Below are 18,514 nucleotides of genomic sequence, written 5' to 3' on the forward strand. Positions count from 1 at the left end.
TGCCCGGGACGCCTCCGTTCCACCTACCGAGGGAATGCTCTTGAACAACGAGCTCTATCAATTCTCGACCCTGACGGTCCTTCTGCTGCTGCTCGCCTTCTACGGCGGCACCTACCTGATGACACTCGGCATCCGCAAGAAGAACGAGGACGCCGACGCCTTCATGGTCTCCAACCACCGCGTCGGCTTCGGCATCGGCGCGGCCAGCATGACCGCCACCTGGATCTGGGCGGCCTCCTTCTACGCCGCGGCCACCTCCGGCTACACCTACGGCGTCTCGGGCCCCATCCACTACGGCCTCTGGGGCGCGCTGATGATCCTCTTCATCTACCCCTTCGGCCGGCGCTTCCGCAAGCTCGCCCCCAACGCCCACACCCTGGGTGAGCTGATCCACGCCCGCCACGGCTCCTCCAGCCAGCTGATCCTGGCGCTCTCCAACGTGCTGGGCAGCGTGATCAGCCTGATGGTCAACTTCACCGCCGCGGGTGCGCTGGTCTCGGTGCTCTCGCCGCTCTCCTTCCAGGCCGGGGTGATCATCGCCGGCGTCGGCGTGCTGCTCTATACCCTCTGGTCGGGCTTTCGCGCCTCGGTGCTCACCGACTTCGCCCAGCTGGTGGCGCTCATGGCCATTGCCATCGTGATCATTCCCGCGGTGTTCTTCGCCATGGGCGGCCCCACCGAGCTGGTGGCCGGCCTCGACACCCTGACGCCGGAGCAGGCCAGCTTCTTCTCCATGGACGCCATCCTCAACCAGGGCGCGCCCTTCTTCGTCGCCGTGCTGGCCTACGCCATCGGCAACCAGACCATCTCCCAGCGCCTCTTCGCGGTGAACGAGGACCACATCAAGCCCACCTTCCTCACCGCCACCGTGGGCTACGGCGCCATCGTCATCGGCCTGGGCATGATCGGCCTGATGGCCCTGACCACCGGCATGGAGCCGCTCAACGGCGACATGAACAACCTGATCCCGCAGATGGTCTCCGGCTACCTGCCGCCGCTGTTCATCGCGCTCTTCTTCATCCTGGTGATCGGCTCGCTCTCCTCCACCGCCGACTCCGACCTCTCGGCGCTGTCGGCGATCATGATGGCCGACGTCTACGGCAAGAACATCGCCCGCGGCAAGGCCGACCCCAAGCGCATGCTGCTGGTGGGCCGCCTGACCATGATCATCGCCACCATGGTGGGCGTGGTCTTCGCCAGCTTCGCACTCGATATCCTGGTGATGCTGGTCTTCGTGGGCGCGCTCTGGGGCGCCATCGTCTTCCCGGTGATCGCCAGCTGCTTCTGGAACCGGGTCACCAACCAGGCCTTCACCACCTCGGTGCTGGTGGCCATGGTGCTCTTCTGCGTGGCGCGCTTCGAGCTGGTCTCCCTGGACGGCGGCAGCGGCCTCTTCTTCGAGCTGCTGGCAAGCGTGGGCGGCGGCGTCATCATCGGCCTGATGGTGTTCGGCTTCCTGGGTCGCACCGCGGGCTTCATCGCCGGCGTGCTGGCCCTGGTCGCCATGCTGGTCTTCGCCACCGGCTTCCTGCACGACTACACCGTGCTGCTGGCCTCGCTGACCGCCTATGGCGCCAGCACCGTGGTCTGCGTGGTGATGAGCCTGCTGAGCCGCCAGCCGGACTTCGACTTCGACACCATCCGCGAGCGGGTCGGCGACTATGACAGCCACGAGGAAGCCCCCGGCGCTGCCGACGACGACGCCCTCCCCGCCGCCACCCGCCTGGCGGGCCAGCGCTGATTGCGAGCGTTGCCCCTCACTCACACAGGCGCTGCCGTACTGCGGCAGCGCACCATGCTCCACAAGGCATGACAAGGGAGAACGAACATGACCGCCCTCTATGGTTTCTACGTCCTGATCTGGCCCGCCCTCACCCTGGGCGTGCTGGCGCTGATCATCCGCGCCGTGCTGCGCGACCGCCGCAAGGCGAAAGAAGAACAGCGCGAGCTGGTGTAGACCGCCAGCCAGCCGAACGCAACGGGCCCCTCATGGGGCCCGTTGTCGTTGCAGCCTCCGAGGCCTCCTTCGGGGTCAGACCCGAATGGCACTTACTTAAGGGCTAAAAGAGGCGTAACCCCTTGATATAAATGAAAACAGGCGTCGGATGAGGTATTGTGTAAGTCGCGAAACCACACACAACCCGCCAATCCAACGCCTGCTCTCATGACCTATCCTACTGATCTGCTTCACCAATGCCAACAGCGGCGCGTCGCGCATCATGCCAACCGCCCGGGTCACACCGAGCTATACGCTCAACTCCACGCGACTTTCGCAGCTTCCGGCCTGGATCAAGCGCTGCCGGCTTGTCGCCATCGGCTCTTTCCGCCCATGGTCACGCTGGAGACATTCATCGCGCAAGTCCTGGGAGCCGACGGCTCTTGCCAGCAAGCCGTCAACCGCCATCTCCTGACCTGGACACATCACCAGCAGGCCACGGCAAGCCCTCGTACGGGCGCCTACTGCCGGGCCCGGCAGCGACTGCCAGGCGATGTCATCGCCGACCTGACACGTCATCTTGGCCATACCCTGGCAGCAAGTATGCCCGCAGCCAGAACCTGGCAAGGCCGGCCCATCAAGCTGATTGACGGCACCACCGTGTCGATGCCGGATACGCCCGAGAACCAGCAACGCTTCCCCCAGCCAGGTAGTCAGAAGCCCGGCCTGGGCTTTCCGATGGCGCGCCTGGTGGTCATCATGGACATGAACAGCGGTGCGGTACTCAATGCCGCCATGGGTCCCTTGAAGGGCAAGGGGACGGGCGAGCATGCTCTGCTGCGGGAGATGCTCGACACCTTTGAGGCTGGAGACATCGTCATTGCGGATCGCTATTACCCGTCCTATGCCCTGGTCGCAGAACTGGCTGCCCGCGGTGTCGATGTGGTGATGCGCCAGCACTTCCGACGCGAGACGGATTTTCAGGCCGGCGACCCGCTGGGGCACAAGGATCACATTGCGACGTGGGAGAAACCCAAGAATCGCCGTGACTGGATGAGCCAAGCGGCGTTCAACGCCTTGCCGACGACGCTGTCGATGAGGGAGCTGGCGGTTGGCGGTATGGTTCTGATCACGACATGCACCGACAGAGCGGTGCCCCGTCAGCAAATCCAGGAACTCTATCAGATGCGTTGGCAGGTGGAGCTGCGCCTGCGGGACATCAAGACGACCCTGGGCATGGACCGGCTACGCTGCAAGACGCCCGCCATGGTGGAAAAGGAGGTGTGGGTGTATCTGTTGGCCTACAACCTGATCCGCCGTGTGATGGTGGAAGCCAGTGACTGGGCAGACTGCTTGCCTCAGCACCTCAGCTTCAAGCATACGGTGCAGATGGTGCGGCAGATCGCGGCACGTTCGCCGCTTCACGATCATGAGCGCGCTTGCCTCATGAAACAGATCACGACGCTTCGTGTGGGGCAGCGGCCGGGGCGGGTGGAGCCTAGAGCGCTAAAACGACGACCATCACCCCACCCGCTGTTGAAGACGCCGCGGCCAATAGCCCGAGAGCAAATCCGCCAGCATGGTCATCCGAAAAAGGTCGGGTAGACCGGGCGATTACTCGACCCGGCCCCCCACAGAGCCGGACGTGCGCGATTAACGCATCCGGCTCTTCAATCACCAGCTTCGCTGAAGGGTTCGTTGGTGCACAATCCTTGCCTTGGGTAACGGCAGGCGCTTGAGCAGCAGGTTGGCTTTATCCCACGAGAAGCCTCCCCGTTGAGAGCGACGTCTCAGCCATTTGACCCAGATCCGTCGGGCCTGATCCACAAGCGCTTTCAGCGCTTCATAATTGCCTGTGATGCCATAGTAGGCAAAGTGCCCCTTGACCTTCCGACATAGGTGGCGATGCTGGATCAGAAGGGGCTGGTGCCGATTCGCCCGGCACCAGACCGACAGGTGCCTCAAGGCTCGCTTGAGTCGATCCTTGGCCGTCTTCTGCTTGATAACCCAGTAACCGCGCCGGGACTTCCCCCAGTAGTGGGTGAAGCCCAGGAAGTCGAAGGTCTCGGCGCGCTGTCCACCGTGTGGCTGAAACCGTACCAGTCGGGTCTTGGCGGGGTGCAGGGTAAGGCCGAAGCGTGCAAAACGCCTGGGCAGTACCTCCAGCACCTTGCGGGCTTCGGCTTCGTTGCTGAAGGCGAGCACGGCGTCGTCGGCAAACCTTACCTCGAACGCGCGTCCACGCAGGCGTGGCTTGACGTCTTTCTCAAACCACTCGTCCAGCACATAGTGCAGGTAGATATTCGCCAGTAAGGGGGATATCACACCCCCTTGCGGGCTTCCTACCTCACCTTTCTGCCACTGCCCGGCCTCCAGGACTCCGGCCTTGAGCCACTTACCGATCAGGCGGAGGACGACACCGTCCTTCACTCGTTGCTGCAGAAACTCACGCAGGTGCCGATGGTCGATCGTGTCGAAGAAGGCTTGGATGTCCAGGTCAATGACCCAGCCACCTCCCATCGACATCAAGCTCTCCCTCACCGTCTCGATCGCCTGGTGCGCCGAGCGTCCCGGCCGGAAGCCGTACGAGCCGTCCAGAAAGTCGTACTCGTAGAGCGGCTCCAGCAGGGCCACTACAGCACGCTGCAGGACCTTGTCTTCGAAGGTGGGGATGCCGATCGGCCGTGTGGTGCGCCCATCTCCCTTGGGGATATGGACACGCCGCACTGGCGGCGCCCGGTAGCAACCACTCTTGGCCGCTTCCAGCAACCGCTGGATATTGGCCTCGAAGTCGCGCGCGAAGTCGTCCGCCGTCTGGCCATCAATCCCGACGGCGCCATCACGGCGCGTCATCAGGTAGGCCGTCTTCAGCCACTGGGCATCGATATGATGCGCCAGTGACGTGAAGGCACGCTGCGGGAAGCACTCTGCCAGTGCTGCTATCCGCACTTGTTTCGTGGACATGACCTCAGGTTCCTGTGCACCTGTCATGTTGCCCTCGTGCAGTTCTGATGATTGGCCGCCCCTTCCCTCCAGTGGGTCCCGTCGAGTCGGTTCCCCACCTTCCCGGGTACTATGAGCGACTCCGACTCCCGCCCCTCCATCCGGCTGGCTCCTTGTCGTCGCCTGGCCGTACCCCCTGAGTGCCTGCTGTTTGCTTCCGGTACCGTCAGGCACGACAGCACCGGACCGGGAGCTTTCTCGGCAGGCAGCCCCATGCCTGTCGTCCTGGTTTTCGGAGGAGAAGGACGGGCCTCCCAGGTTCCTGGGAAACCCCTATATGAACATGCCCTGCTCTTCGACCCCGGCGGCCCGCATCCGCCAAGCCATAAGGCGGAGACGTTTTGCCTTCCATTCTTAAGACAATGTCGGCAGCCACGTTTCACAATTTCGGGGCTCTATCACACGGCCTGCTCACTCGCTGTGTACGCTTCGCAGCGGCGGTTGCCCGACACCACGCAACACTCGCTACCGGCTGGTGGCTAGCCTTGGCCGGGTGGGACTTGCACCCACTGGGTTTCATTTCATCCTTTCAGCTGTTTGACACTGCTTCCCGGATGACCAGGCTTTCCCTGGCGCACCTTAAGTAAGTGCCATTCGGGTCAGACCCGAATGGCACTTACTTAAGGAATAGAGGAAGCGTAACTCCTTGATATAAATGAAAACAGGCGAGGGATGAGGTATTGTGTAAGTCGCAAAACCACACACAAACCGCCAATCCAACGCCTGCTTTCATGACCTATCCTACTGATCTGCTTCACCAATGCCAACAGCGCCGCGTCTCACAGCGTATCCGCCGCCCGGACCTCACCGAGCTGCGTGCTCAGCTCCATGCGGCCGGTGCCTCGTCAGGGCTCGATGAGGCGCTGGCCACTGACCGGCACCGACTCTTCCCGCCGACGGCCACCCTGGAAACCTTTGTGTCGCAGGTGCTGGATGCTGATGGCTCCTGCCAGCAGGCCGTCAATCGCCTCATGCTGAACCGAGAGCGTCCCGGGAGTGTTCGCACCGGCGCTTACTGCCGCGCTCGCCAGCGCTTGCCGGGGACGGTGGTGGCTGACCTGGCGCGGTACTTGGGTCGTTCGCTGGCCAAGGACGTTCCCTCTCGGTGGACGTGGCAGGGCCGGCCCATCAAGCTGATTGACGGGACGACCGTGTCGATGCCGGATACGCCAGAGAACCAGCAGCAGTTCCCTCAACAAACCAGCCAGACACCTGGCCTCGGGTTCCCGGTCGCCCGGCTGGTAGCCATCATGGACCTGAGCAGTGGCGCGGTGCTCAACGCCGCCATGGGGCCAGTCAAAGGCAAGGGAACCGGCGAACATGCGTTGCTGCGGGGGATGCTCGACACCTTTGAGCCAGGCGACATTGTCATCGCCGACCGCTACTTCCCCGCCTATGCCCTCATCGCGGAACTGGCATCTCGCGGCGTCGATGTCGTGATGCGCCAGCATTTCGCCCGGAAGACCGACTTTCAGGCCGGCACGCCACTGGGGAAGAAGGATCATATAGCGACCTGGCAGAAGCCCAAGGCGCGCCACGCGTGGATGAGCCAGGAGGCTTTTAATGCCTTGCCTGAAAGCCTGCCAGTGCGGGAGCTGGCGGTAGGCGGTACGATCCTCATCACGACGCTATGCTCGGCGAAGCACGCCCCCCGACAGCAACTGCAAGCCCTCTACAAGGGTCGCTGGCAGATCGAGCTGAGTTTCCGCGACATCAAGACGACGCTGGGGATGGAGGTGTTGCGCTGCAAGACGCCCGCCATGGTGGAGAAGGAAGTCTGGGTGTATCTGCTGGCGTACAACCTGGTCCGTCGGGTGATGGCCGTCTCCAGCAAGTGGGCGGACTGCTTGCCACACCAGGTCAGTTTCAAGCACAGTGTGCAGCTTTTTAGGCAGATAGCGCCATGTTCGCCTCTAACAGAGGCAGAGTACCAGCGTGTGATGCAGCAGATGACGACGATTCGGGTGGGTCAACGACCGGATCGGTTGGAGCCAAGAGCCATCAAGCGGCGACCTCGACCCCACCGGTTATTGCAAATGCCCCGCCACGAAGCACGTGAACAGATTCGCCAACACGGTCATCCGAAAAAGCTTAAGTAAGTACCATTCGGGTCAGACCCTGAGGCCTCCCCACGAATCATACGGTGACCGCCCGTTCGGCTTCTTGTCGCATCAGCCGGAGGAGCCTGTCCATTCGGCCCGCTGGATAGCGGGCCAGAATGGCTTCGCAGCCAAGCCGCCACAGCGAGAGGCTACGCCGTGATCGGCGCGTGTTGCTCTGATAGGCCGGCGCCTTCCCCGCTTGATCGAGGGATAAGCCGCTAGCCAGGAGTCGAAAGCTAGCCAGCATGGCGATGAGCAGCAGGATCTCGATGCGGCGTGCGCATCGGGTGCCATGCAAGTTGAAGGCAAATCCGAAGCGCTCACTCTTGATATCCCGAAACCCTTCCTCGATTTCCATGCGCCTGCTGTAGAGCTGTACGACCTTGGCGGCGGTATGGTGGCGGGGTGTCAGATTACTGACCAGCACCCAGGGTTCTCGATGCCCCTTGGCCACCTTGCGGCTTCGAGCGGCGCGTGACGCCCTGCCGTTCTTGTTGCGGTCTTTGCGCCCTCGGTAGGGGGCGCGGTACAGGTACAGGTGGGTCGCCAGTGACCGTGTCTTGGCCAGTGTGACGGAACCGCGCGCTGCTGGTTCGCGTGTCGCCAGCGGAAACAGTGATTCCAGGCGGCGCCAGTCGGATTCACCGTCGTGCCTCAGTTGAGTTGCCCCACGCACCCGGCCGACGTAGTACCAACCATACGCCTCGACAGCCCGTAACCAGGGCGTCTTGAAGCCGGCATCGGTGACCAGAATCGGCGTGGTCTGCGGCGGCAACATCCACGCCAGGTCAGCGAGGAGTGCTTTCTGACAACGGGGGCAGGCGTCCTTGTGGTGCACACGTTCATAGATCGGAAACGATCGCTTCCCGAAGGGGATCGCGGCACGCAGCAAAAAATGCTGCCCGCGGTCGTCGATCGGTGACCAATCGACTAGGATCACCGGATATCGCTGAGTGCCTACCAGCTGGCGAGCGACGTCCGCATAGAGCCATCGCCGCTCACGTTGCAAGTGAGGGTTGCCCAACAAACGATCGACACACTTGATCGCGTGCTTGGGCTTCGCCTGGCGCGGGAGCTGACGGCCGATTGCCGTCAGGGACAGCCGTTGCCCCATCAATAATGCCTCGACGCAGGTGGCCAGGGCATTGAAGCGTGTGGCATGCAGCAGGGAGGCTGAAGTCATCAGAATCTTGTGCAAGAATCGGGATGTCTGCATGGGCTCCTCGGCATATTGTTGGTTTGGCGATTAACAACATGCCTGCCCATGCAGACTTTTTTCAACCCTAATATTCTGATTTCCCTATGTTATTCGTGGGGAGGCCTCAGGGTCTGACCCCGAGGGGAGCTTAGCGGCCGATCAGGGCGGTGGTGAGCCAGGGCTGCCAGGCCAGCAGTACCAGGGTGGCGAGGCTCGCCAGCAGGAAGGGCAGCAGCGAGCGGAAGATGCGCATGGGCGAGGCGCCGGTCATGGAGGAGGCGATATAGAGCCCCGCCCCCACCGGCGGGGTGAGCAGCCCCAACACCAGGGTCAGGCAGACCACCACGCCGAACTGATAGGGGCTGATGCCGAACTGCTGGGTGGCGATGGGCAGCAGGATCGGCACCACGAGGATCAAGGCGGCGATGCCGTCGATGATCATCCCCACCACCAGCAGCACTGCGATCATCAGCAGCAGGAAGAGGAAGGGGTCGGTGGTCATGGCGGCGATCCAGGCCGCGGCCATCTGCGGCAGCCGCTCGTAGACGATCACCCAGCCGAAGACGCCGGCGGCGGCGATCAGCATGATCACGAGCCCGGCGTTCACCGCGGTGCGCTTGAGCACCGTCGGCAGCATGGCGAAGCGCAGGTCGCCGTAGAGGAAGCGCCCCAGCAGCAGGGCGGCGAGCGACGCCAGGGCCGCGGACTCCGTGGGCGTGGCCAGCCCCAGCAGGATGCCGCCGATGATGATCAGCGGAATGGCCAGCGCCGGCAGCCCCATCGTCAGCGCCGTCTTCGCCTCGGCCCGGGTGGGCCACTCCCCCTTGGGGTACTGCTTGACCAGCCCCACCACGGCGATGGCCAGGAAGAAGGTAAAGCCCAGCAGCAGCCCCGGCAGGATGCCGGCGATGAACATCTCGGCGATGGGCACCTGGGCCATGACGCCGAAGAGCACGAAGAGCATCGACGGCGGGATGATCGGCGAGAGCAGGCCCCCGGCGGCGGTGATCGCCGCGCTGTAGGGCTTGTCGTAGCCCTCCCGCTCCATGGCCGGCACCATGGCCCGGGACATGATGGCGATCTGGGAGGCCGCCGAGCCGACGATGGCCGCCATCATCATGTTGGCCACCAGGTTGATATAGGCGAGCCCGCCCCGAAAGCCCCCCACCAGCAGCCGCGCCAGGTCGATCAGCCGGCGGGTCACCCCGCCCTCGTTCATCAGCTCGCCGGCCAGCATGAAGAGCGGGATCGCCAGCAGGCCATAGCTCTCGATGGCCCCGAAGAGCTGCTGGGGGTAGGAGTCGAAGAGCACGCTGTTGCCCGAGGTCTGGATATAGACCATGGCGGTGAGGCCCAGCACCAGGGCAATGGGCACGGCGCCCAGCAGCAGCAGCACGAAGACCGCAATCGTCATGGCGTGGCCTCTGGCGGCGCCTGGCCGGGGTCACGCAGCCCGCGCAGGGCGCCGCCCAGGTTGACCAGGCCGTGGAAGGTCAGCGAGAGCGCGAACCAGGGCAGGATCAGCCACACCCAGAACTTGCGGATGCCAAGCGTCGAGGTGCGCTCCGAATAGATGAAGTTGAAGGTCTCCCCCTGGAAGGCGCGGAAGTCGAAACCCGCCTGGGCCAGCGCCAGGGGCTGGTACCAGCGCCAGCAGAGCCACAGCAGCAGCGCCGCGAACACCAGCACGGCGAGGTCCACCGCGGCCATCAGCAGCCGATGGCCGAAGCCCGACAGCAGGTCGCTGACCAGGGTGACCGAGATGCTCTGGCGGCGCTTGAGCACCGCGCTTGCGATCAGGAAGGTCATCCAGATCATGGCGTAGATGGCCAGCTCGCTGACCCAGTAGAGGGGGCTGCCCGCGGCGCGAAAGGCCACGTTGACCAGGATCAGCAGGGTGACCGCCGCCGCGAGCGCCGCGGCGGCGGCCTCCTCCAGGCGTGCCAGGCGATCGGAGAGGCGGGAGAGCATCGGCGCAGCGCCTCCTTACTGACGCAGGCGCTCGGCTTCCTCGCGCAGCGCCTCGAGCATGGGCGCCTTCTCGGCCCAGGTGGCCTCCCACTCGGCGATGGCCTCGCTGAAGAACTCGGCGTCGGCCTCGACGATATTGAGATCCAGCTGGCGGATCTCCTCCTCCTGGGCGGCGTCCATCGCCTGGAAGCCGGCCAGCACGTTCTCCAGGTGTTCGGCCATGGTGGTCTCGATCAGCTCGCGATCCTCGGCGGAGAGCTCGCGCCACACCCGACCCGACACCACCCCCACCATGGGAAACATCATATGGTTGGAGATCAGCAGGTTATTGGCCTGCTCGTGGAATTTGAGGATCAGGATCGAATCGAAGTCCATGTCGATGGCGTCCACCTGGCCGTTGGCCAGGGCGTCATAGACCTCGAGCAGCGGCATCGGCGCCGGCGCCGCCCCGGTGGCGGTGTAGAAGTCGCGAATCGGCTCGAAGGGGGTGATGCGCAGGCGCTGGCCGCGCATGTCCGCCTGGCTCTCGATGGGGCTGCGGCTGAGGACCTGGCGCATGCCCACCATGCCGTAGCCGAGCCCGACCAGGCCCACCTCGGCGGGCATCAGCTCGAGCAGCTCGGCGGCGGTATCGGAGCGCAGCAGCGCCGCGGCGTGATCCACACCGTCCACCAGGTAGGGGGCATAGAGGGCGCCGAAGTCCGGGATGCGGTTGGAGATCTCGGCGATGGTCAAAAAGGCCATGTCGAGTGCGCCGGTCTGCAGCTGCTGGACCATCTGCGCCTCGTTGCCGAGCTGCTGGGCCGGGTAGACGCTGACGCTGTGCTCGCCGCCGGAGCGCTCGTGCAGGCTCTGGGCGAAGGCCTCGGCCTCGGTGGACCAGAGGTGCTGGGGCGGCGTGATCAGCCCCAGGCGGAACTCCCGGGCCTGGGCGGTCAGGGAGGTGGCGGCCACGGCGGCGGCGGCCACGGCAAGCGTCAGCGTCTTGAGTCGGGTCATGGAGAGCCTCGTGTCGGTCCAGCGTGGCCCGGCCGTCTCGATGCAGTGCACGGCGGCGGGCCCTGTTATCGTCAGGCTGACGAGATTACCGCAGACGAGGCGTTGATGGCAGGGGCGACGACGTCGGCCCGGTCAGGAGGCTCCCCGCGCTTGGCGGCTCAGGGAGCTGCCCGAGGCGGGGCGCTCCACCTCGAAGAGGTCGGTGCAGCGGATGTAGTCGTTGCCCGCCAAGCGCCCGATGGGCCTGAGCCCGTCGGCATCCACGTGGCGGCCGTCCCAGAGGGTATCCTCGATGTGGATCGAGACCACCTCGGCCAGCACCAGATTGCCGGCCAGGGGCTGGTCACCGAAGCGGATGATCTCGCGCAGCCGGCAGCCGAAGGCAACCGGCGCGCCGGCCACCCTGGGCACCGAGACGCCGGGCATGGTGACCTTCTCGAGCCCGGCATGAATGAACTCATCCTCGCCGCGGGCAAGGCCCGCGCTGGTGGCGTTCATCTCCTGCACCAGCCCCTCGCCGCAGAGGTGCACCACGCACTCCTCCACCTCCTTGAGGTTGCGCACGGTATCCTTGGGGTTGGCGTCTCCGTCGAGCAGCGGCGAGAAACCGAGCACCGGCGGGTTGACGCTGACCACGTTGAAGAAGGAGAAAGGCGCCAGGTTGGCGTTGCCGGCGGCATCGAGGGTCGAGACCCAGGCTATGGGGCGCGGGCAGATGCTCCCGGAGAACAGACGATAGATCTTGCCCGGGCTGAGCGGGCTCTCTTCCAGCAGGTAGTCGCTCATGGCGGCGTCACTCCTTGGGGTTACGGGGTGCCGCCATGGTACGCCTGCCAGGCCCCGCGTCGACACCGCATGCCTCGGCGGGACCGCCGCGCGCTAGAACAACAGCGAGGGCGGCAGCGCGATGCCGATCATGCGCTGGAACAGCACCCACACCACCAGACCCACCAGCGGCGGCACGATCAGCAGCCCCTTGAGGCTGATGTTGGGCGCCAGCAGCGCGATCAGCGCCCCGTTGAAGAGCACCGTCGAGACCACCAGGCCCACGTTGAGCACCAGCCAGAAGTAGACCAGCCCCCCGCCGAGCATGACGGCAATGGAAACGCCGACAGCCACGAGGTCTTCAGGCTCGCTTCCCGGACGCTCCAGCGCACCGAGCCTGCCGCGCAGGGCAAAGAAGCCGAGCACTGCCAGCAGCCAGGCCGCCGAGCCAATCAGAAAATAGTAGGCCGTCTGGGGCATGATGTAGGAGGGCACCAGCGACGCCGGACGCCAGGCGCCGTACTGGATATGCAGCAGCCCGGCGATACCGAGCCCCAGCATCGCCGCCGCCGAGAGCAGCTCACGGGTCACTGTACGATTCATGCGCGTTTCCTCAAGGCAACGGTAAACAGCAGGATCAGCGCGAAGGCGGCCACATAGAAGCCGATCGCGATGGGACTGGTCACCAGCACCGTCCAGTCGCCGCGGCCCATGATCATCGCCTGACGCAGGGCGCGCTCGGCCCCCGGACCGATGATGAAGCCCAGCACTAGCGGCGCCAGCGAGAAGCTCATCAGGCGCAGCGTCACGCCCAGCGCCCCGGCGAACAGCAGCACCCAAACATCCACCACGGAGTTGTTGGCCGCGTAGGTGCCCACGATGGCCGGGATGAAGACCGCTGGAATCATGTAGCCCGGCTGGATCATGGCGATCCGCGAATAGTAGGGCAGCAGGATCTTGCCCAGCACCAGATTGACCAGGTTGGCGAAGATCAGCGTCAGGAAGAGCGCATAGATGATCGCGGTGTTGTCGGTCAGCAGGCTCGGCCCCGGCGTCATGCCCATCAGAATGAATGCCGCGCCGAACAGTGCCGCCGTGGCGCCGCCGGGAATCCCGAAGGCGAACAGCGGAATGAAGGTGGAGTCGCAGGTGGCGCTGTTGCCGGACTCGGCGCTCGCGATCCCCTCAAGGGACCCCTTGCCGAACTCCTCCGGCTTGCGCGAGAAGCGCTGGGCCAGGCCGTAGCTCATGAAGGCCGCCAGCGACTGCCCCGCCCCCGGCAGCGCGCCGATGAAGGTCCCCACGGCGGCGCCGATATAGGTGGCCTTGATGGTGGACTTGAACTCCGCCCAGGTCAGCTTGTCCTTGCGGATGTCATAGCCCTGCAGCAGGCTCGCCTGCTCCGCCACGCTGTCCATCAGCTTGTCGACCTTGCGCCGCCACAGCTTGGCCCCCTGGATCACCACCTCGGAGATGGCGAACACCCCTATCAGCACCGGGATCAGGCTCAGCCCACCAGAGAGCCCCGGCATCCCGAAGGTGAGGCGCGAGGCACCGGTGATGGGGTCGCGCCCGATCATCGCCAGCAGCACGCCGATGGCCGCCACCGCCAGCCCCTTGGCCACCATGCCCTGGCTGAATGCGGCAATCGAGCATCCGAATAGCCCCCTTGTAGATCTCCGCCAGCAAGCCCATGGCCATCGCCGGCTCCAGGAAGAAGACGAAGGTCAGCAGCAGAGCGATAGCCATGTCGCCGGAAAGCCCCGGGATGGCACCCATCGTGATGCCCAGCAGCACCCCGAGGAATACTTACATCAAGACATAGGGATGGAAGGCCAGCGCGCTGGCCTCGATAAGAAGGTCTACCATAAGCGCTCTCCCTCGAGGCTGGAACGTTCACGGCCGGTCGCAGCGATACCGCCCGGCGGCGCCGCTGAACGGGTCATGCCGGCTCAGTCGGGGGCGAGCAAGACGACGACGTCGCGGACCCGCTCGGTGGTGGCCTCGTAGACAGCGCGCGCTGTCGCGTCCCTGAACGTTCTACAGCCCGGCGGAGGCCTGATCGCTCATGGTCTGGGCGGTACCGGTCTCCAGGCCAGTGATGATGCACTCGGCAAGCTGATGCTGGACCTCCTCCGGCACGGAAGAGAAGTTGTAGACCAGCAGCGGCAGTTGCACCAGGCTGAGCGGGTCAGCATGGCCGAAGACCAGGGTGCTGGGCTCAACCCCGGCCAGCTCTACCCAGTCCTCGATGCTCTGGATCGCATGGTCGGCCTTGGCATAGTCGGTAGGCCTCCAAGCGGTGAGATGAACTATCGGCACCCAGTCCTCCACCTTCCTGGGCGTATCCCCCAGTGTCAGGATGACTGTCGTGCCCTCTGATACCCTGTTCCTATAAATCGACTAGGGGGCGAAAGGAGACACTCATGCCTCGTTACTCAGAGGAACGCCGGCAAGCCGTGGTCACCAAGCTGCTGCCTCCCCACAACCTCTCCCCGCAGGTGATCGCGGAGCAGGAAGGGATCTCGTTGGGCACTGTCTACAAGTGGCGCAAGGAAGCCCGTGCCGAAGGGCGCTGCCTGCCGGATGCGCTGGGCAAGGGCGCCGATGGCTGGTCATCAAAGGACAAGTTCAACACCGTGCTTGAGACCGCTTCGATGAACGCCCAGGAGACGGCGGAGTACTGCCGCCGCCGCGGGATCTACCCCGAGCAGCTGGAGCGGTGGCGCCATGACTGCGAGCAAGCCGCCAGCCTCTCGCACTCCGAACGCCAGCGTGAAGCCGATGAGGCCAAGCAGCAGCGCAAGCGCATCAAGGCGCTGGAAAAGGAGCTCGCCCGCAAGAACGAGGCCCTGGCGGAAACCGCAGCGTTGCTGGCCCTCAGAAAAAAGGCGAGGGCGATCTGGGGGGACGAGGACGCATGATCAGCACCCCAGATCGCCGACGCGCCATCGCGCTGATCGAAGAGGCCAGGGCCCAGGGAGCACGCCTGGAGACCGCTTGCCGCGAGCTGGGCATCACCGCCCGAACGTACCAGCGCTGGACGCGCGGCGGAACGCTGCACGAGGACCAGGGCCCTTTGGTCGACCGGCCGGTGCCGGCTAATGTGCTGACACCGGCCGAAGAGCAGGCGATTCTCGATGTGTGCCACCGCCCCGAGTACGCCAGCCTGCCGCCAGAGCAGACTTGTCGATTCCGCGCCAATCTAAATTAAGGCCATGACAAGCCCGAGCCCACTCGGCGGCAGGCGTGGACCTCAGGCTCTGGAGGCTCCTGCTCGGGGTGCCGTGGTACGACGTCGATGGGCCGCAGCGGATCGTGCCGCAGAACAGGCGATCGGTGGCCTGGCTGCTTGGCGGGGATGCTTCCAGCAGATTGACGCTTATGAATGACCCTCTTCCAGCGATGAATGGCCAGGTCGAATGGTGTTCTCCTGAATAGCGCCTAGCCCCTGGTTAAGTTGCCCGAACGGTACATGCACCGATGGCAAAAGATCGCTGGTGGCTGAGAGATGAGACGCCTGGTCGTCGAAGAAGATATGCGGCTTGATGATGCCGAGAACATGCTCCTTGGCGATGCCGCCGAGGAAATAGGCCTCGTTGACGGTCACGCCCCAGCTACGCATGGTATGGATGACCCGCTCATGGGCCGGCGCGTTGCGGGCCGTCACGATGGATACCCTGACCTTGGGCCGATAGGCGCCCTGGGTTTCCTCTTCGCGCTGCTTCTCCAGCATCTGGATGTGGGCGAGCTTGCGCAGAAACACGGCCAGCAAGCCCGCCGCGGGCGGTACCTGGGCATTGGCCCGTTCATACGCGTGAAATGCTTCGATCCCCTGCTGCTGGTAGATGGTTTCGGACTCGTCGGTGACCAGCACGCCGTCGAAGTCGAAGGCAATGCGCAGCTCCTCCTCATCGGTCAGATCGAGATCGCCCGATGACAGCACCTGCCCCGCCGGGTGCCCCGCCAGGATCGCCTGGTCGACATCCTGGCGATTGGCGGACAGGAAGAGGCTGATATTCAACGCCGGAATGAAGCGATGGGGGTAGCGCCCCTGGAGAAAGATAGCCCGCGTAATGCCCAGCTCATGGTGCTCGATCGACTTCATGACCCGCAGCCCGGTTTCCGGATCGTTGCGCGAGAGCAGCACCACCTCGATAGGCGGGTTGTCCGGGCTCAGCTCGTTCAACGACAGCAGGCGCTTGATGAAAGGGAAGGCAACGCCGGTACCGAGAGGCGTGTTCTCGTGATCGCGCTGGTAGACGCGATAAGAGGCTTCCCCCTGCTCACGGAAGACCCGATCGGACTCGGCCAGATCGAACAAGGCACTGGATGCCAGCCCGATTACCAGGCGTTCGCTGAGGTCATAGGCCATGGTCGTCGCTTGTTGCCGATCAAGGGTGGATTCCATTGACCATGCCCCAGGGAAGAGAATCGATCAAGCTTCGTCATTTCCGAACAGCACCCGGGGGTAAGCCTGGATCGTTCGTCTTAGCGCATGGGCCGAGAAGGCTCCGGTCGCGTAATCAGCCAGGCCGCCACCGCCACCAGTAGCGCTACGATCGCCCAGCGCAGCCAGCCCTCACCGAGGTGCAGCAGGATCATCACCATGCTGGCGCCGATCATTCCCACGGCGACGAACTTGGCTCGCCGTGGGATCGCCCGCTCCCTTTCCCAGTTCTCGAGCAGTGGCCCGACATGGCGCCGCGAGCGAATCCAGGCCTCGAAGCGCGGCGAGCCGCGAGAGGCGCAGTAGACCGCCGCCAGCATGAACTCCGTGGTCGGCAGTAGCGGCAGAAACAGGCCGAGAAAGCCCACAGCAAAGCTCAATGCCGCCAATGCCACCCATAACAATCGCACCATTACCATCGCCTCGTTAACCTACGGTTCATCCAATACCCATGAGAGTTAACGTTCCAGGCGGGGTTATTCATCATACTCAATATAATTGAGAATCATTACTACCAGTGATAGCATTCCCACCTCACCATGGGAGTCATCCACTATGCCTGGACGCACGAGCTATCGCCTTTTCGATATCACCCTGGCACGCCGTACCCAGGTCAGCCCATCGCTGGTCAGGTTCACCTTCACCGGGCCCCAGGTTGGCCAGATGGCCACTCACGCGCCGGACCAACGCATCAAACTGTTCTTTCCCAAGGACGCCAACGGCCTAGACGCGCTGTTCGAGATCGCCAAGCTGGAAGAGCACGACTGGTTCGGCGCCTATCGTGCCCTGCCCGACACCCAGCGCCCCCCTATGCGCACCTATACCATTCGCGCACTGCGCCCGGCACGCGGCGAAGTCGATGTCGAGTTCGTGCTGCATGGCGACAACGGCCCCGCCTCACGCTGGGCGATGCGCGCCCGCCCCGGCGACCGCCTGGCGATGACCGCCCCGCTGGCCAATGCCGGGGGCGAAAAGCTCGGCTATGAGTGGAAGCCACCGCGGGGTGTACGGCGCATCCTAATTATCGCCGACGAGACCGCCCTGCCGGCGGCCGCCGGCATCTTCGAAACACTCGACGACCTGCCTCTCGCCCCACGGGTAGAGGCCTTGATCGAAGTGCCGCGTAGCGATGATATCCAGCCCCTCTCTCCCCCCGCCAAGCTGCGCTGGTTGAACCGCGATAGCGAGCCGGATTGCCACCACGGCGACCTGCTGATGCGGGCCATCCGCGACATCGACCTGCACCAGGAGATCCGCGCCCTGGGCGGCCAATCGCATGGTGGCGCCACCGAGGGGCTAGACGAAGACGACGCCGCCCTGTGGGAGCCCGCCAGTCTCGACGACAATGCGCCTTTCTATGCCTGGGTGGCGGCCGAAACCAAGGTCACCCGACATATTCGCCACTATCTGGTCAATGAGTGCGGCCTGCCCAAGCAGTGCGTCACCAGCATGGGCTATTGGCGCCTGGGCAAGGCGGACAGCTGAACATCGCGTGGACCCCTGAGTCATGACAACACCGGCCAATCGCTGGCGAGACACCCCCGATCGCTATGGCCTCGTCAGCCGTCTCCTCCACTGGCTGACGGCAGCGCAAGTGATACTGTTATTCGGCGTTTTGTTGGCCTGGAAGGGATTCGGTGAGCACGCCGTCACCCTGCTGTTGGCAAGGATCGGCCCCCACGGCTCGCTGGGCGCCATGCTGCTGGTAACGACGCTGCTGCGCGCCATGTGGGCCTACCGCCAGCGCCATCACCGACCGCCCCGCCCACCAGGCTTGGGGGGATTGCTGGCTCGGAGCGTGCACCTGGCCTTCTATGCGCTGTTGATCCTGATACCGGCGATGGCCATCTTGCGTCAGTATAGCCGGGGCGGCCACCTGATCTTCTATGGCATGGAACTGATGCCGGAGGCGGAGCGCGAGATTGCCTGGATGATGGCGCCTGCCGATCTGCTGCACAGCACCCTGGCCTGGCTGCTGCTGGCACTGATCGCTGGCCATGTGGCGATGGCACTGGCCCATCGCCTGTGGCTCAAGGATGGCATCCTGGCGCGCATGCTGGGCAACCCCAGCCCCCAACAGGACACCTAAC

The 18,514-nt window shown here is 64.4% G+C and carries 19 protein-coding genes and 1 pseudogene; 8 read left to right on the forward strand and 12 right to left on the reverse strand.

Features of this window, described 5'->3' with window-relative positions:
- The first annotated feature begins 40 nt into the window (after nt 1-40).
- The 3 genes from NHL60_RS15100 to NHL60_RS15110 all read left to right on the forward strand — a co-directional run bounded on the left by NHL60_RS15100 (nt 41) and on the right by NHL60_RS15110 (nt 3,541).
- The gene (locus NHL60_RS15100) at nt 41-1,741 is read left to right on the forward strand and encodes a sodium:solute symporter family protein (RefSeq protein WP_253445184.1); all 1,701 of its coding nucleotides are present in this window, start codon (nt 41-43) and stop codon (nt 1,739-1,741) included.
- An 87-nt stretch (nt 1,742-1,828) separates the two neighbouring features.
- Nucleotides 1,829-1,957, forward strand: coding sequence for a putative transporter small subunit (locus NHL60_RS15105; protein WP_253445187.1), 129 nt, complete (start codon nt 1,829-1,831; stop codon nt 1,955-1,957).
- Between the two features lie 207 nt (nt 1,958-2,164).
- Nucleotides 2,165-3,541 (forward strand): IS4 family transposase, encoded by a 1,377-nt coding sequence (locus NHL60_RS15110; RefSeq protein ID WP_253443272.1) that lies wholly within the window; start codon nt 2,165-2,167, stop codon nt 3,539-3,541.
- Between the two features lie 69 nt (nt 3,542-3,610).
- Here the strand turns inward: NHL60_RS15110 and ltrA are convergent, their stop codons facing one another.
- Nucleotides 3,611-4,900: a group II intron reverse transcriptase/maturase gene (ltrA, locus tag NHL60_RS15115; RefSeq protein WP_253445189.1), complete on the reverse strand. Its 1,290-nt coding sequence runs from the start codon at nt 4,898-4,900 to the stop codon at nt 3,611-3,613.
- A 770-nt stretch (nt 4,901-5,670) separates the two neighbouring features.
- Between ltrA and NHL60_RS15120 the strand changes: the two genes are divergently transcribed.
- Nucleotides 5,671-7,038, forward strand: a complete 1,368-nt coding sequence (locus NHL60_RS15120; RefSeq protein ID WP_253444424.1) for an IS4 family transposase — start codon at nt 5,671-5,673, stop codon at nt 7,036-7,038.
- 37 nt (nt 7,039-7,075) lie between these two features.
- Here NHL60_RS15120 and NHL60_RS15125 read toward each other — a convergent pair whose 3' ends face one another.
- The 9 genes and pseudogenes from NHL60_RS15125 to NHL60_RS15160 form a co-directional block, all read right to left on the reverse strand.
- Nucleotides 7,076-8,257, reverse strand: a complete 1,182-nt coding sequence (locus NHL60_RS15125; protein WP_253443267.1) for an IS4 family transposase — start codon at nt 8,255-8,257, stop codon at nt 7,076-7,078.
- A gap of 130 nt (nt 8,258-8,387) precedes the next feature.
- Entirely contained in the window at nt 8,388-9,653 is a 1,266-nt protein-coding gene (locus tag NHL60_RS15130) for a TRAP transporter large permease (protein ID WP_253445191.1), read from the reverse strand.
- The gene (locus NHL60_RS15135) at nt 9,650-10,210 is read right to left on the reverse strand and encodes a TRAP transporter small permease (protein WP_253445194.1); all 561 of its coding nucleotides are present in this window, start codon (nt 10,208-10,210) and stop codon (nt 9,650-9,652) included. The genes NHL60_RS15130 and NHL60_RS15135 overlap by 4 nt, the downstream gene beginning before the upstream one ends.
- 15 nt (nt 10,211-10,225) lie before the next feature.
- A complete protein-coding gene (locus NHL60_RS15140) occupies nt 10,226-11,209 on the reverse strand; it encodes a TRAP transporter substrate-binding protein (RefSeq protein ID WP_253445197.1) in 984 nt (327 codons plus the stop codon).
- 132 nt (nt 11,210-11,341) lie between these two features.
- Nucleotides 11,342-11,995, reverse strand: coding sequence for a flavin reductase family protein (locus NHL60_RS15145; RefSeq protein ID WP_253445200.1), 654 nt, complete (start codon nt 11,993-11,995; stop codon nt 11,342-11,344).
- A gap of 93 nt (nt 11,996-12,088) precedes the next feature.
- The gene (locus NHL60_RS15150) at nt 12,089-12,577 is read right to left on the reverse strand and encodes a hypothetical protein (protein ID WP_253445203.1); all 489 of its coding nucleotides are present in this window, start codon (nt 12,575-12,577) and stop codon (nt 12,089-12,091) included.
- Nucleotides 12,574-13,602 (reverse strand): tripartite tricarboxylate transporter permease, encoded by a 1,029-nt coding sequence (locus NHL60_RS15155; protein WP_253445206.1) that lies wholly within the window; start codon nt 13,600-13,602, stop codon nt 12,574-12,576. The genes NHL60_RS15150 and NHL60_RS15155 overlap by 4 nt, the downstream gene beginning before the upstream one ends.
- A gap of 91 nt (nt 13,603-13,693) precedes the next feature.
- Nucleotides 13,694-13,753 (reverse strand): annotated as a pseudogene (locus NHL60_RS19680) (hypothetical protein); the annotation flags it as partial.
- A 261-nt stretch (nt 13,754-14,014) separates the two neighbouring features.
- The gene (locus NHL60_RS15160) at nt 14,015-14,296 is read right to left on the reverse strand and encodes a hypothetical protein (RefSeq protein ID WP_253445208.1); all 282 of its coding nucleotides are present in this window, start codon (nt 14,294-14,296) and stop codon (nt 14,015-14,017) included.
- A 104-nt stretch (nt 14,297-14,400) separates the two neighbouring features.
- Between NHL60_RS15160 and NHL60_RS15165 the strand changes: the two genes are divergently transcribed.
- Nucleotides 14,401-14,898 (forward strand): helix-turn-helix domain-containing protein, encoded by a 498-nt coding sequence (locus tag NHL60_RS15165; protein ID WP_253445211.1) that lies wholly within the window; start codon nt 14,401-14,403, stop codon nt 14,896-14,898.
- Complete coding sequence (locus NHL60_RS15170; protein WP_253445214.1) at nt 14,895-15,188, forward strand: helix-turn-helix domain-containing protein; 294 nt, start codon at nt 14,895-14,897, stop codon at nt 15,186-15,188. The genes NHL60_RS15165 and NHL60_RS15170 overlap by 4 nt, the downstream gene beginning before the upstream one ends.
- Nucleotides 15,189-15,356: 168 nt before the next feature.
- Here the strand turns inward: NHL60_RS15170 and NHL60_RS15175 are convergent, their stop codons facing one another.
- Together NHL60_RS15175 and NHL60_RS15180 are read right to left on the reverse strand one after the other, a co-directional pair.
- Nucleotides 15,357-16,385 carry a 5'-nucleotidase gene (locus NHL60_RS15175; RefSeq protein WP_253445216.1) on the reverse strand — a complete coding sequence of 343 codons (1,029 nt, stop codon included), beginning with the start codon at nt 16,383-16,385 and terminating at the stop codon, nt 15,357-15,359.
- Nucleotides 16,386-16,465: 80 nt separating this feature from the next.
- Nucleotides 16,466-16,837, reverse strand: a complete 372-nt coding sequence (locus NHL60_RS15180; protein WP_367399333.1) for a YbaN family protein — start codon at nt 16,835-16,837, stop codon at nt 16,466-16,468.
- A 142-nt stretch (nt 16,838-16,979) separates the two neighbouring features.
- Between NHL60_RS15180 and NHL60_RS15185 the strand changes: the two genes are divergently transcribed.
- Both NHL60_RS15185 and NHL60_RS15190 read left to right on the forward strand, forming a co-directional pair.
- Nucleotides 16,980-17,909 (forward strand): siderophore-interacting protein, encoded by a 930-nt coding sequence (locus NHL60_RS15185; protein WP_253445223.1) that lies wholly within the window; start codon nt 16,980-16,982, stop codon nt 17,907-17,909.
- Nucleotides 17,910-17,931: 22 nt separating this feature from the next.
- Entirely contained in the window at nt 17,932-18,513 is a 582-nt protein-coding gene (locus NHL60_RS15190) for a cytochrome b (protein ID WP_253445225.1), read from the forward strand.
- Nucleotide 18,514: the final 1 nt, after the last annotated feature.

The sequence above is a fragment of the Halomonas sp. Y3 genome, assembly GCF_024137965.1.
Lineage (GTDB): Bacteria > Pseudomonadota > Gammaproteobacteria > Pseudomonadales > Halomonadaceae > Halomonas > Halomonas mongoliensis.

Coding starts and splice junctions, on each gene's coding strand:
- NHL60_RS15105 (WP_253445187.1), top strand. CDS start 1,829: ATGACCGCCCTCTATGGTTTCTACGTCCTGATCTGGCCCGCCCTCACC.
- NHL60_RS15185 (WP_253445223.1), top strand. CDS start 16,980: ATGCCTGGACGCACGAGCTATCGCCTTTTCGATATCACCCTGGCACGC.
- NHL60_RS15175 (WP_253445216.1), bottom strand. CDS start 16,385: ATGGAATCCACCCTTGATCGGCAACAAGCGACGACCATGGCCTATGAC.
- NHL60_RS15155 (WP_253445206.1), bottom strand. CDS start 13,602: ATGGTGGCCAAGGGGCTGGCGGTGGCGGCCATCGGCGTGCTGCTGGCG.
- NHL60_RS15125 (WP_253443267.1), bottom strand. CDS start 8,257: ATGCAGACATCCCGATTCTTGCACAAGATTCTGATGACTTCAGCCTCC.
- NHL60_RS15120 (WP_253444424.1), top strand. CDS start 5,671: ATGACCTATCCTACTGATCTGCTTCACCAATGCCAACAGCGCCGCGTC.
- NHL60_RS15145 (WP_253445200.1), bottom strand. CDS start 11,995: ATGAGCGACTACCTGCTGGAAGAGAGCCCGCTCAGCCCGGGCAAGATC.
- ltrA (WP_253445189.1), bottom strand. CDS start 4,900: ATGTCCACGAAACAAGTGCGGATAGCAGCACTGGCAGAGTGCTTCCCG.
- NHL60_RS15170 (WP_253445214.1), top strand. CDS start 14,895: ATGATCAGCACCCCAGATCGCCGACGCGCCATCGCGCTGATCGAAGAG.
- NHL60_RS15130 (WP_253445191.1), bottom strand. CDS start 9,653: ATGACGATTGCGGTCTTCGTGCTGCTGCTGCTGGGCGCCGTGCCCATT.
- NHL60_RS15110 (WP_253443272.1), top strand. CDS start 2,165: ATGACCTATCCTACTGATCTGCTTCACCAATGCCAACAGCGGCGCGTC.
- NHL60_RS15190 (WP_253445225.1), top strand. CDS start 17,932: ATGACAACACCGGCCAATCGCTGGCGAGACACCCCCGATCGCTATGGC.
- NHL60_RS15140 (WP_253445197.1), bottom strand. CDS start 11,209: ATGACCCGACTCAAGACGCTGACGCTTGCCGTGGCCGCCGCCGCCGTG.
- NHL60_RS15180 (WP_367399333.1), bottom strand. CDS start 16,837: ATGGTGCGATTGTTATGGGTGGCATTGGCGGCATTGAGCTTTGCTGTG.
- NHL60_RS15150 (WP_253445203.1), bottom strand. CDS start 12,577: ATGAATCGTACAGTGACCCGTGAGCTGCTCTCGGCGGCGGCGATGCTG.
- NHL60_RS15165 (WP_253445211.1), top strand. CDS start 14,401: ATGCCTCGTTACTCAGAGGAACGCCGGCAAGCCGTGGTCACCAAGCTG.
- NHL60_RS15135 (WP_253445194.1), bottom strand. CDS start 10,210: ATGCTCTCCCGCCTCTCCGATCGCCTGGCACGCCTGGAGGAGGCCGCC.